13 protein-coding genes are annotated in these 13,168 nt (G+C 75.6%); 5 read left to right on the top strand and 8 right to left on the bottom strand.

Annotation, left to right across the window (positions count from 1 at the left end; genetic code table 11):
• The first annotated feature begins 83 nt into the window (after positions 1-83).
• The 3 genes from PUR61_RS08445 to PUR61_RS08435 all read left to right on the top strand — a co-directional run bounded on the left by PUR61_RS08445 (position 84) and on the right by PUR61_RS08435 (position 1,961).
• Positions 84-308, top strand: coding sequence for a hypothetical protein (locus tag PUR61_RS08445; RefSeq protein ID WP_329877332.1), 225 nt, complete (start codon positions 84-86; stop codon positions 306-308).
• Positions 301-1,491 (top strand): type III PLP-dependent enzyme, encoded by a 1,191-nt coding sequence (locus tag PUR61_RS08440; RefSeq protein WP_329877330.1) that lies wholly within the window; start codon positions 301-303, stop codon positions 1,489-1,491. The genes PUR61_RS08445 and PUR61_RS08440 overlap by 8 nt, the downstream gene beginning before the upstream one ends.
• Positions 1,492-1,601: 110 nt before the next feature.
• Positions 1,602-1,961: a DUF6204 family protein gene (locus tag PUR61_RS08435; RefSeq protein WP_329877328.1), complete on the top strand. Its 360-nt coding sequence runs from the start codon at positions 1,602-1,604 to the stop codon at positions 1,959-1,961.
• A 148-nt stretch (positions 1,962-2,109) separates the two neighbouring features.
• Here PUR61_RS08435 and PUR61_RS08430 read toward each other — a convergent pair whose 3' ends face one another.
• The 3 genes from PUR61_RS08430 to PUR61_RS08420 form a co-directional block, all read right to left on the bottom strand.
• Positions 2,110-2,793 (bottom strand): hypothetical protein, encoded by a 684-nt coding sequence (locus tag PUR61_RS08430; protein ID WP_329877326.1) that lies wholly within the window; start codon positions 2,791-2,793, stop codon positions 2,110-2,112.
• Between the two features lie 132 nt (positions 2,794-2,925).
• A complete protein-coding gene (locus PUR61_RS08425; RefSeq protein ID WP_329877324.1) occupies positions 2,926-3,444 on the bottom strand; it encodes an HAD domain-containing protein in 519 nt (172 codons plus the stop codon).
• A gap of 399 nt (positions 3,445-3,843) precedes the next feature.
• Entirely contained in the window at positions 3,844-4,857 is a 1,014-nt protein-coding gene (locus PUR61_RS08420; protein ID WP_329877322.1) for a YncE family protein, read from the bottom strand.
• Between the two features lie 206 nt (positions 4,858-5,063).
• Between PUR61_RS08420 and PUR61_RS08415 the strand changes: the two genes are divergently transcribed.
• Positions 5,064-6,101: a LysR family transcriptional regulator gene (locus tag PUR61_RS08415; protein WP_329877320.1), complete on the top strand. Its 1,038-nt coding sequence runs from the start codon at positions 5,064-5,066 to the stop codon at positions 6,099-6,101.
• A gap of 116 nt (positions 6,102-6,217) precedes the next feature.
• On the opposite strand, the gene PUR61_RS08410 is transcribed toward PUR61_RS08415, so the two are convergent.
• The 3 genes from PUR61_RS08410 to def form a co-directional block, all read right to left on the bottom strand.
• Positions 6,218-7,672, bottom strand: coding sequence for an RsmB/NOP family class I SAM-dependent RNA methyltransferase (locus PUR61_RS08410; RefSeq protein ID WP_329877318.1), 1,455 nt, complete (start codon positions 7,670-7,672; stop codon positions 6,218-6,220).
• 140 nt (positions 7,673-7,812) lie between these two features.
• Positions 7,813-8,772, bottom strand: coding sequence for a methionyl-tRNA formyltransferase (gene fmt, locus PUR61_RS08405; RefSeq protein ID WP_329877316.1), 960 nt, complete (start codon positions 8,770-8,772; stop codon positions 7,813-7,815).
• Positions 8,773-8,924: 152 nt separating this feature from the next.
• Positions 8,925-9,470: a peptide deformylase gene (gene def, locus PUR61_RS08400; RefSeq protein ID WP_329877314.1), complete on the bottom strand. Its 546-nt coding sequence runs from the start codon at positions 9,468-9,470 to the stop codon at positions 8,925-8,927.
• Between the two features lie 242 nt (positions 9,471-9,712).
• On the opposite strand from def, the gene PUR61_RS45230 reads away from it, so the two are divergent.
• Positions 9,713-10,417 (top strand): hypothetical protein, encoded by a 705-nt coding sequence (locus PUR61_RS45230; protein WP_443035137.1) that lies wholly within the window; start codon positions 9,713-9,715, stop codon positions 10,415-10,417.
• Positions 10,418-10,466: 49 nt separating this feature from the next.
• On the opposite strand, the gene PUR61_RS08390 is transcribed toward PUR61_RS45230, so the two are convergent.
• Both PUR61_RS08390 and PUR61_RS08385 read right to left on the bottom strand, forming a co-directional pair.
• On the bottom strand, positions 10,467-12,554 hold the full coding sequence (locus PUR61_RS08390) for a primosomal protein N' (RefSeq protein WP_329877312.1): 2,088 nt from the start codon (positions 12,552-12,554) through the stop codon (positions 10,467-10,469).
• 109 nt (positions 12,555-12,663) lie between these two features.
• Positions 12,664-13,168: methionine adenosyltransferase domain-containing protein (locus PUR61_RS08385; RefSeq protein ID WP_329877310.1), on the bottom strand; the 505-nt coding region annotated here is incomplete at its 5' end.

The following is a 13,168-nucleotide window of genomic DNA, read 5'->3' as shown; positions in this document are numbered from 1 at the left end:
GCGAACCGGCGCTCCGGCATGCCCGGGCGCCGCCCGCCTGCACGGCCATCAGCCCGATGCCCCGACCCGAACCTTGGAGTGACGTGATACCGAAGCCCGACGGGTACCTGTATCGAGCCGCTTCCGAGCACCCCTGCCTCAGCGACGACGGCGAGTCCCTCCTCGCCCGCACCACCTCCGCCGCAGACGTCCGCGCCGTCCGGCAGCTGTCGACGACGCCCGCCCCGGAGACGCACGCCCGCAGCTCTTCGCCGGACGGGCCCGACACGGCCCCCGCCGGCCCCGGTTGGAGTACCGACGATGCCTGAGTACGACCGGCTGCGCGCCGCCCTGGCCACCGGTGAGGACGACCGACTCGTCCTCGACCTGGACGGCATCGAGGCCCAGTACGACGCCCTGCTGCGCGAACTGCCCGATGTCGCTGTCCGGTTCGCCATGAAGGCCTGTCCGGTGGACGAGGTGCTGGCGGCCCTGGCCGCACGGGGCTCCGGCTTCGACGCGGCCGGACCCCAGGAGATCACCCAGGCCCTGCGCACCGGCGTCCCGGTCGACCGGATCCACTACGGCAACACCATCAAGTCGGACCGCCAGATCGCCGAGGCGTACGGGCTCGGCGTACGGGACTTCGCGACCGACAGCCTGGCGGACGTCGCCGCGATCGCCGTGCACGCCCCCGGCGCCCGGATCTTCTGCCGGCTCGCCACCACCGGCGAGGGCGCGCTCTGGGGCCTCAGCCGCAAGTTCGGCTGCTCGCCCGAGGACGCCGTCCTGGTCCTGGAGGCGGCCCGCGCCGCCGGACTGACCCCGGCCGGGCTCTCCGTGCACGTCGGCTCCCAGCAGCTCACCTCGGAGGCCTGGCAGAACGCCCTGGAAGCCCTGACCGCCGTGGTCGAGGAGGCCGGCCGGCGCGGAATCCTGCTGGACCACGTCAACCTCGGCGGCGGCCTGCCCGCCCTCGGAGTCCTGGACCGGAAGGGCCGCCCGCTCGACCCGCCGGTGGACAAGATGTTCGCGGTGATCCGGGAGGGCATCCAGCGCCTGCGCGACGCGTCCGCCGCGCCGCTGGACTTCCTGATCGAGCCCGGCCGCCACCTGGTCGCCGACCACGGCGCCATCCGCGCCCGTGTGACGCGCCTGACGGAACGTCAGCAGCTCGACGGTGAAAGGGTGCACTGGCTCTACCTGAGCTGCGGAAAGTTCAACGGCCTGTACGAGATGGACGAGCTCCGGTACCGGCTGGAGTTCCCCGGCCGGGCCGGCGCGGAGACCGTCCCCGCCGTGGTCGCCGGCCCCACCTGCGACAGCGACGACGCCTACGCCGACGAGGGCCCCGGTATGCCGGTGCCCCGGGACGCCGCCTCCGGCGACCCGGTCTGGATCCTCTCCTGCGGCGCCTACTCGACCGCCTACACCACCCAGGGGTTCAACGGCATCCCCCCGCTCCCCTACAGCTGCGTCCGCACCACCGCCGGCGGCCCCGAGGAGGTCTGAGCGCCTCCACCCCCGAACGTCCGGCCCCCGCCCACCCCCGTGGCGGGGGCCGGACCGCGTCCGCCGAAAACCCGTGGCACCCGCTCCGAGCCCCTCACTAGGCTCGACGGATGACCACCCGCACCTTCCGCATCACCGTCCGCGGCGTCTTCGACGGCCTCACCCCCGAGCAGCTCGCCGAACTCCGGTCCCGAGCCGCCGAGCACGACGTGCTCCACGCGTCGTTCACCCCCGAGGGGCACCTCAGCTACGACCTCGACGCGCGCGCCGTCTTCACCTTCCGGTTCCAGGACACCGGCGAGGCCGAGGAGGACATCCTCGAAGCCGCCGACCGTGCCGAGCGGTCCGCCCGGACCTGGCTCGACGACCGCGGCTACGGTCACAAGAACCTCCGCTCCCAGTGCGAGGACCTCTCACAGGCCCCGCTCGGCAAGCGTCGGCGTCGCGCCGCCCGGTCCGCCACGGGCTGACCGGGCCGCACCGGCCTGCTGATCGGCCCGCAGGCGCGCCCGCCGGACGCCGTCGGCCCCGCCCGCGCGTTCTCCGCCGCGCGGGGTCACGGGTGCGCGATCGCCCGTGCCGAGCAGGAGGGCGCCCCCGCCGCGCGGGGGCCGACCGTCAGGTGCCCGCCGCACCCGCCGCCGAACGCTCCCCGCCCCCGACACGGGGGTTCCCGACGTCCTCGGCCCCCTCAACACTCCCGGCACCGCCGTCGGGGGCACCGTCGTCGGCAGCGCCGTCCGGGCCGGCCGCGCCCGCCGCACGCTTCCCGGGCCCCCGGACCCGGCTCCACGCCACCACCCACGCCAGGAACAGCACCAGCCCGTCCGTCACCACCGCGAACGCCCCCGGCACGGCGACCGACGTCCAACCGTGCTCGTCCAGCTCCGCCCGCCCCGGTGTGGCCCACCTCCGCAGCTCGTGCCCGTCCGGGTACCGGCGGTCCGCCGCACGCCGCTCGTCGAACACCCGGTCGCCGACCGACCAGGTGTGCCGGCACTCGACCCGCTCCGACCACCCCCCGACCTCGTCCCACTGCCGGTCCGTCACCCGGCAGTCCCCGAGCACGACCGTCACCCGCTCGGTCGTCCGCCCCCACCGCAGGACGTTCCCGGCCGTGCCGGCCGTGGTCCCCACCGCCACCAGGACCAGCGCCGCCAGCCCGCCGACCACCAGCGCGTCGAACCACCGGTCCGCGCCGGGAGCGAGGAGCAGCCCGGCCGAGGCGGCCACCAGCCCCGCGCCGAGCAGCACGGCGGACCAGGCCACCCACGGCCACCCCACCGCCAGGTTCCACAGCATCACCGCAGCGCCGAGGACGGCGCATGCCGCCCCCCAGCCCGCCACGGTCCGACCCGCCGTCCGTCCCACCGACGCCCCCTCCGGGAGTCCTCCCCCGGCCCGTCCGGCAAGCCACGGGCCCTCGTCCTCGCGCTACCCGCCCGCCCGTTCGTGCAACCAGGCCCCGACCGCCGCGTAGTCGCCGTCCGTCAGCCCGACCGCCGGATCGACCCACCACAGCAGCGCCCGCCCCTGGTGGTGTTGCGCCACCCAGGCCCGGTCGGGGCCGCCGATCTCGTCGTCCACCCAGACGAAGTCCCGGCCGGCCGCGAACGCGACGATCCCGCGCGTCTTCGGGCTCAGCCCCGCCCACGCGTCGGCCGCGGCCTCGCCGTCCTCCGCCCGTTGCGGCAGTTCGCGCAGCTCCGGCAGCCCGAGCAGGGGCGCGAGGTGCGCATTGGCGTCGGGCCCCCACGTCGTCGCCCACACCGGCTCGCACGGCAGCGCCGCCAACCGGCGCCCGTGCGCCGGATCGAGCCGCCCCAGCAGCGGATTCGACGGATCCTCGCTCTGCGGGAACACCGGATACCGCCCGGCCGGGCCCCCGAACGGGATCAGCGTTCCGTCGACGTCGAGGAAGAGCAGCGGCAACAGCCCGGCACCGGTGGTCATCCCCGCACGATAGCGGCCGTCAGGTGCCGGATCCGCAGCGGTCCAGCGGGAAGGACCGGTCCCGTCCGTCGCCCCGGGACCGGCGAAACGGGGCGCCCAGGACGGGCCGCACGCCCCGCGCGTCAGACATCTCGCGCGCCCTGAGAACCCTGCGCGCTCCTTTCCGTCCCGGCACGAGACGGCCCGCCACGGGCCGGGAACCGTCCCGCTCCGGCGGCGAGTCGCCCGGCCCCACCCCACGCCCCCCGACGCCCCCCGACGCCCGTGCCCCCCTCCCCGCCCTGTGGCCACGCCCGGGACCACGAGGTCCCCGCCCCGCCCGCACCTCGCGAACCGCGAACCTGCTCGCCGGGCGGGGCACCACCGTGATCGGCCACGCCCGGGACGGTGCCGGCGTCGCTACCGGGGCGCCGGCACGTACGCCAGCCCGTGCGGTCCGGCGCCCCGGCCCAGGTCCACCTCGCGGACCACCCGGCGCTCGGTCAGGTCCACCACGGTCACCGTGTCCGAGGCGATGGTGGCGACGTACCCGAACCTGCCGTCCGGCGACGAGTGGACGGTCAGCGGCACCTGTCCGACCGTCACCTCCCCCAGTTCCACCAGTTCCTCGGGTGCCGCGTGCCCACCGCCGGCCGCACCGAAGATCCGCAGCCGCCCGGCCGCCGGGACCGGCCCGCCGTCCGCCGCCGGGGCCGCGAGGTGGACCTCCCCGGCCAGCACCAGGCCGCCCGCCGTCCGGTGCACCGGGACGGCCGGCGCCGCCAGCGGGAGCGTGCGCACCACCCGGTCGGTCCGGAGGTCGACCACCGTCAGGGCGGGCGGTGCGGCGAGGGCGCCCGTCAGGTCCAGCTTCGGCGTGGCCACCACCGCGTACCGCCCGTCGGCACTCATGGCGATGCCCTCGCTGCCGGGCACCGCCACCGTCCGCCCGGTCCGGCCCCGGCCGCCGGGACCGGACGCCGTCTCCACGACGGTGAGGAACGGGGCCTCCTTGTTCGTCGTGTAGCCCTTGGTCCCGTCCGGCGTGAGCGCGAACCAGTGCGGCCCCGGCGCGCCGATCCCGGTCCGCTCCACCACCTTGCGCGCGGCGAGGTCGACCGTGAGCACCGCCCCGTCCCCGGCAGGCCCGGCCTCCACGCTCACGTACAACAGCGCGCGCGCCGCATCGAGCGCCAGCCCGTGCGGGGCGCACTCCGGCGCCAGGTCAATGGTCTCGACCACTACCCAGTGATCCGGATCGATCAGGACCAACTCGGTAGCCTGCTCGCCGTGGTGCTCGTAGAAGCCCGAGCGGTAGGTGACCGTGCAGTACAGCAGCCTCCGGTCGGCGTCGAACAATATCTCGTGCGGCTCGGGCGGCAGCGGCACCTCACCGAGCCGCCGAGAGCCGTCCGCAGAGAGAAAGACCAGCACACGGCCGCCTTGGCAGGCTACCGCCAACATGTCATTGTCATTCATCGCGTCAGATCCTTTACTCCGAAGGGGAGTTGTCACGATCGACGGTAGATGCCGAATCTGCATGCACTCCAGTGAAAGCCTGGTCACCACACTTTCCAGTTCTGGTCATCCACCTCCCCCACCACCCCCACCCAGTCGACCGAACACTCGCGGAGAAGCCCATGCCCGATCTCGACCTCAACCTGCTCGTCGCCCTGGACGCCCTGCTCGACGAGGGCAGCGTCACCGGCGCAGCCGAGCGGCTGCACACCTCGGCTCCGGCGATGAGCCGCACCCTGGGGCGGCTGCGCCGCGTCCTCGGCGACCCGATCCTCGTCCGGGCCGGCCGCGGCCTGGTCCCGACCCCGCGCGCGGTGGAACTACGGGCGGAGGTCCGGGCGCTGGTCAGCCGGGGCCAGGCGCTGCTGGTCCCCCACACCGCCACCGAACCCGCCCAGCTGAACCGCCGCTTCACCCTCCAGACCGGGGACGTCCTGCTGACGGCGATAGGCTCCACGCTGGTCGAGACGGTCCGCGCGCAGGCGCCGGCCGTGACGCTGCGCTTCCTCGGGGAACACCTGGAGGGGACGACGGCGATGCGCGACGGCGTGGTGGACCTGGAGGTCGGCGTGATCGACCATCTGGACCCCGAGACCCGGACCGAGCCCCTCACCACCACCGGTCTGGTCGGCGTCGCCCGCACCGGGCACCCGCTGACGGTCGGCCCGCCGCCCACCGCCCGTGAGTTCGCGAACGCCGACCACCTCGCGGTCTCCCGGCACGGCCGCGGGCCCGGCCCGGTCGATCAACGGCTGGCCGACGTCGGACTCTCCCGGCGGGTGGTGACCATCGTGCCGAGCTTCACCGCGGCACTGTTCCTGCTCCGCGAGACCGAGCTGGTCGGCCTGGCACCGGCCCGGCTCGGCGGCGCGGCGGCCACCGCGCTGGGGCTGACCACGTTCCCGCTGCCGGTGGAGCTGCCCGAGGTGGTACTGAGCATGGCCTGGCATCCGCGCAACGACCAGGACGCGGGCCATCGTTGGCTGCGCGAGCTGGTCCGCGGCGTGGTGACCTCCCAGGCCGGGCCGAGCACCGCCCCGAACGGTTCCACCACAGTCCCGGCCGCCACGAGGCCCCACGCGGCGGGCTCGGCCACGGTTGCGGCCCGCGCCACGACGCCCAGGGAGACACCCCACTCACCGGCGCTCAGCGGCCGTTGAGGCCGTACCCGCACCGCCCGCCGGGGGCCGGCGGACGGCCCGGCCGGGCGCGGCGGGCGGGCCGGGGCCGTCCACCGGGCCCCGGCCCGTCGCGTCGTCCGTCCTGCCGCGCCCCGCTACGCCGTACGGCGCAGCAGCGCCAGGTACATCGCGTCCGTCCCGTGCAGGTGCGGCCAGAGCTGGACGTCCGGCCCCTCCCCCAGGGCCGGGACGCCCGGCAGCAGCGGTCGTGCGTCGATCCACTCGACCCTGCCGCCCTCGGCCCGCAGCACGTCGTCCACGACGGCCCGGGTCTCGGCGAGGTGCGGCGAGCAGGTGGCGTAGCCGACCACACCGCCCACCCGCACCGCGTCGATCGCCGCGGTGAGCAGGTCGCGCTGGAGCGGGCCGAAGGCGGCGACGTCCTGCGGGCGGCGCCGCCAGCGGGCCTCCGGTCGGCGGCGCAGCGCGCCCAGGCCGGAGCAGGGCACGTCGACGAGCACCCGGTCGAAGCCGCCGGACTTCCAGGCCGGCCGGGTGCCGTCGGCGGCGATGACGGTGTACGGGCCGGGGTTGCCGGCGAGCGTGCGGGCGACCAGCCGGGCCCGGTGCGGCTGCTTCTCGCTGGCCACCAGCGCGGCGCCGCGTTCGGCGGCGAGCGCGGCGAGCAGCGCGGCCTTGCCGCCGGGGCCCGCGCAGCCGTCCAGCCAGAGCCGGTCGGGGCCGTCGAGCGGGGCGGCGGCGAGGGCGAGGGCGACCAGTTGGCTGCCTTCGTCCTGGACACCGGCCCGGTTCTCCTGGACCGCCGCCAGCGCACCCGGGTCGCCGCCCTCGGCGAGCCGGAGCGCGAACGGGGACCAGCGGCCCGGCTCGGCCTCGGGCAGCGCCTCGGCCAGCTCACCGACGGTCGCCCGGCCGGGCCGGGCGATCAGGGTGACCTCGGGGCGCTCGTTGTCGGCGCGCAGCAGTTCCTCCACCGCGGCGCGCCCGGAGGCGTCGGGCTGCCAGCGGCCGAGCGAGTCCCAGAGCGCGGCGACCACCCAACGCGGGTGCGAGTGGACGACGGCGAGGTGGTCCTCGGCGTCCTTCTCGTACGGCGGGGCGACCAGGCCGATCCACTCGTCGAGGTCGTGGGCGCTGATCCGGCGCAGCACGGCGTTGACGAACTTGGCCTTGCCGTCGCCGAGCACCACCCGGGCCAGCTCGACGGTGGCCGAGACGGCCGCGTGGCTGGGGATGCGGGTGGTGAGCAGCTGGTGGGCGCCGAGCGAGAGCACGTCGAGGACCGGCGGGTCGACCTTGCTCAGCGGCCGGTCGACGCAGGCGGCGATGACCGCGTCGTAGGTGCCCTGGAGGCGGAGGGTGCCGTAGACCAGCTCGGTGGCGAGCGCCGCGTCGCGCCGGTCCATGCCCTTCTGCTCGGCCTCGCGGAGCAGCGAGGGCAGGATCAGGTTGGCGTAGGCGTCACGCTCGTCGACGGCGCGCAGGGCGCGGAAGGCGACGATCCGCGCCGGGTCCTTCTTCGGCCGGCGGTGCGGACGGGGCGCCTGCTTGGCGCCGCGGGTGCCGGGGGTGCTGCTGGGCGTGCTCATGGGATGTGCCTCAAAGTGCTGCGGGGGTTATCTCGGGATCTCCGGATCCCGGGATCTCTGGAACAGTAACGCGAAACCCGGACCGCGGGCTCACCGGCGGGACCGACCCGTGCCGGGGCCTCTCCGGCCCGACCGCCGGACTACGCGTCAGGCTCCCCGATCGGCTCCTCGCCGAGCCGCTCGCCGGACTCGATCCGCGCGCCGCGCGCCCAGTCCGCGGCCCGCATCGCCTTCTTCCCCTGCGGCCGCACCTCGCCCAGCTCGACGTCGTGGCTCCCGGTGCCGACCCGGACGGAGTTCTTGCCGACGGCCAGCTCACCGGGGGCCAGCTCCGCCGAGCCCGGCAGCAGCCCGACCGGGCCGGTGACCTTGAGCCGCTCGCCGCGGAAGAGCGTCCAGGCGCCGGGAGCGGGGGCGCAGCCGCGCACCACGCGGTCGATCCGCAGGGCGGGGGTGGTCCAGTCGATCCGGGCGTCCTCGACACTGATCTTCGGCGCGAGCGTGACGCCCTCGCCGGGCTGCGGGCGGGCGTGCAGGGCACCGTCCTCGATGCCGTCCATGGTGGCGACGAGCAGGCGGGCCCCGGAGTGCGCGAGGCGGCCGAGCAGGTCGCCGCTGGTGTCGGTGGGGCGGACCTCCTCGGTGAGCACGCCGTAGACCGGCCCGGAGTCCAGGCCCTGCTCGATCAGGAAGGTGGACGCGCCGGTGACCTCGTCACCGGCCATCACCGCGTGCTGGACGGGGGCGGCGCCGCGCCAGGCGGGGAGCAGCGAGAAGTGCAGGTTGACCCAGCCGTGGACGGGGATCTCCAAGGTGCCCGGGCGCAGCAGCGCGCCGTAGGCGACGACCGGACAGCAGTCGGGGGCGAGCTCGGTGAGGCGGGCGACGAAGTCGGGGTCGCTCGGCTTCGCCGGCTTGAGGACCTCGATCCCGGCCTCCTCCGCGCGCTGGGCGACGGGGCTGGCGACCAGCTTGCGGCCACGTCCGGAGACGGCGTCGGGGCGGGTGACCACCGCGACGACCTCGTGCCGGTCGGAGGCGAGCAGGGCGTCCAGGGCGGGAACGGCGACCTCGGGGGTGCCGGCGAACACGAGGCGCATCAAGTGCCTTTCTGCTGTACCGGGTCCGGGCTGTACGGAGCCCGGCTGTACTGGTCGGGGCGGTGCTGGGTCGGGGTGGTGCCGGGGAGGGGCGGTGCCAGGTCGGGGCGGTGCCGGGTCGGGAACGGGCGGAGCGGCGCGGGCCGGGACGGTCAGCGCGCCGAGCCGAAGGTGCTGTGCGGGGAGACCTTGACCACCGGAGCGGGGCCGCTGCCCCAGTCCGAGTCCCGGATCGCCTTGAGCGCGGCCTTCCGCTGCTCGGTGTCCAGGCGGTCGATGAAGATGATGCCGTCGAGGTGGTCGGTCTCGTGCTGGATGCAGCGGGCGAGCAACTGGGTGCCCTCGACGGTGACCGGTTCACCGTGCATGTCGAAGCCCTTGGCGACGACTCCGTACGAGCGCCGGGTGTCGTAGCGCAGGCCGGGCAGCGAGAGGCAGCCCTCGGGGCCTTCCTGCTCCTCGTCGCTCAGCGACAGGTCCGGGTTGATCAGGTGACCGGTGACACCGTCCACGTGGTAGGTGAACACCCGCAGGGAGATGCCGAGTTGAGGCGCGGCCAGACCGGCACCCGGGGCGTCGAGCATGGTGTCGGTGAGGTCCTTGACGAGGTTCCGGAGTTCCTTGTCGAAGGTGGTGACGGGCTGCGCGGTGGCCCGTAGGACGGGGTCTCCGAAGATGCGGATCGGCTGGATCGCCACGGATGCGGGCTCCTGTCCGTCGGGGTGCTGATCGGGTGCGGGCGGCTGGCTTCGGCCGTCGGAATCGGCCGCCGATCAGTCTATGCAATCCGTCCGCGCCGGTTTCTGGCATATCCCGACCCACCTTGCCGCGTGACCCCGGTGGGCGGTCCGGCGTTGGTCAAGTGGGATTGACCAACGCCGGAGCGCGCGGGAAGGGCGCTCCGGTCGAGCCGAACCGTACGGAAGGTGGCACGTAGGCCATGGCCGAGCAGATCAACCACGACGCCCGGGCGCGGGCGAGCCTGCACCTGCTGGTGCGGGACATCGAGCGGGTGAGGCGGCAGGTCGACGCGCTGCGGACGCTCACCGCCCAGTTGGGCAACGTCTACCGGCCCCGCCGGCCGAGCACCTCGGCGGGGTTCGTCGTCTACGGGCGCGCCCCCGCGCCGACGGTGCGCCTGGCGCAGGAACTCAGGGAGAGCGTGGAGACGCTGGTGGCGGCGGCGGTCGAGTTCGACCGCGCGCTGGGCTTCTCCTGGGACTCGGTGGGCTCCGCTCTCGGGGTCACCAAGCAGGCGGTGCACCGTCGCTACGGGATGCGCCGACCGGCCGGCGAACTGCTGGCCGCGGGCGGCACCGTGCCGAACCCGAGCCGCCCGGACCGCTCCGAGGAACTGCCCGCCGCGCACGCTCCGGGCCACAACCCGGCCCCCGCACCCGCCCCGACCGGCCTCGCCGCCACCGTCCCGGCCGCCCGCCAGGGCGGGCTCGACCGCAGCAGCCTGGACCGGGCCGCGATGGAGCGCGGCAGCCTGGACCGCACCCCGATCGACCGTTCCCCCCTGGACCGCACCGCCCTCGACCGTTCCCCCCTGGACCGCACCGCCCTCGACCGAGCCCCGATCGACCGCACGCCGATCGACCGTTCCCCCCTGGACCGCCCCGGCGTCCCCCTCCGCGGCTGACCAACCCACCGGCCACCGGGCTGGGGGGCGGCTCAGCCCGTCCCGCCCCTCACCCGATGTCCGTCGGATCGATCCGCACCTTCACCGCCTCCGGCGTGCGCAGCGCGATCCGCGCGATCTGCGCCGCTTTCAGCGCCGCCGCCAGCGCCGCGCCCTGCCCGGGCGGGACCCGCAGCAGCGCACGCTCCTGCGCCTCCCCCCGCAACGCCGGAACCGGCACCGGCCCGAGCACGTCCGCCCCCTCCGGCAGCCGGATCAGCCCCAGCAGGTCGGCCACGGCCGCCGGGCTGCCCGCCACCGAGGCCATCCGCGCCACCGGCGGGAAGTGCAGCTGCGCCCGCTCGTCCAGCTCCAGCCCCGCGTGCCCCATCGGGTCCCAGCGCACCAGGGCCTGCACCGGCCGCGTGGTCGGCTCGGCGACGACGACCACCGTGCCGCCCTCGGTCGACGGCCGCACCAGCGCCGCGGCGGCCAGCCAGAGCCGCAGCGTCTCCTCCCCCGCCCGCAGGTCCGGGCGGCTGAGCAGCGCCCAGCCGTCCAGCAGCAGCGCCGCCGCGTAGCCGTTGCCGCTCTCGACCACCGGTTCGGCGCCGGGGGTGGAGATCACCAGCGCGGGCTCGTCCGGCACCGTGGTCAGCACCGCGTCCCGCCCGGAGGTCCGCACGGGCACCTGCGGGAACGCCTTGCCCAGCTCCTCCGCCGTCCGCCGTGCCCCCACCACCGAGGCCCGCAGCCGGAACGATCCGCACTCGGGGCAGTGCCAGTCCCGTTCCTCCTCCCCGCACCACCCGCAGTGCAGCGGGGCGTCGGCGCCGGCCGCCTCCAGCGGGCCCTCGCAGCGCCGGCAACGCGCCGGCGTGCGGCAGCGGCCGCAGGACAGCCGGGGCACGTAGCCGCGCCGGGGCACCTGGATCAGCACCGGCCCGCCGGCCGCCAGCCCTTCCCGGGCCGCCTCCCAGGCGATCGAGGGCAGCCGGGCGGCCTGCGCGGCGGCGTCCCGGTGCTGGTCCTGGTCGGTGACGGTCCGCACCCGCGGCGCGACCTTCCGGACGGTCTCCCGGTCGGCGGCCAGCGGCCGGGCCCATCCGGTCCGCACCAGCTGCGCGCCCTCCACGGTGACCACGTGCCCGCCGAGCAGCACGGCAGCGCCCTCTTCGGCGGCGCGCAGCAGGGCCACCTCGCGGACGTGCGGGTGCGGGGCGCGCGGGTCGCTGTGGCTGGAGTCGCCGTCGGACCAGACGACGACCAGCCCGAGGTCACGGACGGGCGCGAACATGGCGGCCCGGGTGCCGACGGCGGCGTGCACCGAGCCCCGGCTGACCATCAGCCAGCGCCGGTAGCGTTCACGCGGGCCGAGGTCGGCGGCCAGGGTGGCGTGCATGCCCTCGCCGAGCAGCTCGGTCAGCGCCCGGTCGACCCGGGCGACCGCCTTCCCGTCCGGGACGACGACCAGGGCGCCGCGCCCGCCGGCCAGGGTGGCGGCGACGGCGCGGGCGACCTCGTACGGCCAGCCCGGTCCGGGCAGCGCCGTCCAGACGGCGCGCGGCGCGCCGCCGGCGGCCAGCGCGGTGAGGAAGTCGGGTCCGGCCGGGTAGCGCGACCAGCCGCCGGGCTCCGGCACGGGCGGGCGGGGGCCCGGCGGCGGCGAGGGCTCGGCCTCGGCCTTGGCGTGCCGGGGCGGGACGGCCAGCTGGAGGACGTCGGCGAGGGTGCCGGCGTACCGGTCGGCGACGGTGCGGCAGAGCCGGAGCAGCTGCGGGGTGAGGACCGGCTCGGGCGAGAGGACCTGGGCGAGCGGGGCCAGCGGCCCGGGGAAGTCGCTCTTCTCCAGCCGGGCGACGACGAACCCGTCGTGCAGTTCCCCGCCCTCGCGCTGCCCCTTGACCACGCGCGCCCCGAAGCGCACCCGGACCCGGACGCCGGGCTGCGCCTCCTCCGCCATCGCGGCGGGCACCGCGTAGTCGAAGAACTTGTCGATGGTGAGGACGCCCTTGTCGACGACCACCCGGGCCACCGGCAGGTGCTCGGCCCGCTTGGCCCCGTGCCAGGTGCGCGGCTTGGCCCGGCGGACCGTCTCCCGGATGAACGCCAGCTGTTCCGGCGCCCCGCCCTCGTCACTCCCCTGCGTGCTGCTCATCGCCCCAAGTACTACCAGGTCCCACCGACAGAAAACCGCAGGTGGTGGCCGTCCGGCACACCGGACGGCCACCACCTGCGGTCAGAGCTCAAACGGTCGGACGACCGGATCAGGCCTGGACGGCCTTCTTCAGCTGGTCGACGCGGTCGGTGCGCTCCCAGGTGAAGTCCGGCAGCTCACGGCCGAAGTGGCCGTAGGCGGCGGTCTGCGAGTAGATCGGCCGCAGCAGGTCCAGGTCGCGGATGATCGCGGCCGGACGCAGGTCGAACACCTCGGTGACGGCCTTCTGGATGGTGAGGACCGGCACGGTCTCGGTGCCGAAGGTCTCCACGAACAGGCCGACCGGCTCGGCCTTGCCGATCGCGTACGCGACCTGCACCTCGGCGCGGCGGGCGAGGCCGGCGGCGACGATGTTCTTCGCCACCCAGCGCATCGCGTACGCGGCCGAGCGGTCCACCTTGGACGGGTCCTTACCGGAGAAGGCGCCGCCGCCGTGGCGGGCCATGCCGCCGTAGGTGTCGATGATGATCTTGCGGCCGGTCAGGCCGGCGTCGCCCATCGGGCCGCCGATCTCGAACCGGCCGGTCGGGTTGACGAGCAGGCGGTAGCCGTCG

Source organism: Streptomyces sp. BE20, assembly GCF_036322525.1.
GTDB lineage: Bacteria > Actinomycetota > Actinomycetes > Streptomycetales > Streptomycetaceae > Kitasatospora.
This window is presented reverse-complemented; position numbering and strand designations above follow the sequence as displayed.

Bases quoted from the DNA above. Each gene is read 5' to 3' on its own strand.
- PUR61_RS08425 (WP_329877324.1), bottom strand. From the start codon at position 3,444: ATGACCACCGGTGCCGGGCTGTTGCCGCTGCTCTTCCTCGACGTCGAC.
- fmt (WP_329877316.1), bottom strand. From the start codon at position 8,772: ATGCGCCTCGTGTTCGCCGGCACCCCCGAGGTCGCCGTTCCCGCCCTG.
- PUR61_RS08410 (WP_329877318.1), bottom strand. From the start codon at position 7,672: ATGAGCACGCCCAGCAGCACCCCCGGCACCCGCGGCGCCAAGCAGGCG.
- PUR61_RS08440 (WP_329877330.1), top strand. From the start codon at position 301: ATGCCTGAGTACGACCGGCTGCGCGCCGCCCTGGCCACCGGTGAGGAC.
- PUR61_RS45230 (WP_443035137.1), top strand. From the start codon at position 9,713: ATGGCCGAGCAGATCAACCACGACGCCCGGGCGCGGGCGAGCCTGCAC.
- PUR61_RS08415 (WP_329877320.1), top strand. From the start codon at position 5,064: ATGCCCGATCTCGACCTCAACCTGCTCGTCGCCCTGGACGCCCTGCTC.
- PUR61_RS08390 (WP_329877312.1), bottom strand. From the start codon at position 12,554: ATGAGCAGCACGCAGGGGAGTGACGAGGGCGGGGCGCCGGAACAGCTG.
- PUR61_RS08435 (WP_329877328.1), top strand. From the start codon at position 1,602: ATGACCACCCGCACCTTCCGCATCACCGTCCGCGGCGTCTTCGACGGC.
- PUR61_RS08430 (WP_329877326.1), bottom strand. From the start codon at position 2,793: ATGCTGTGGAACCTGGCGGTGGGGTGGCCGTGGGTGGCCTGGTCCGCC.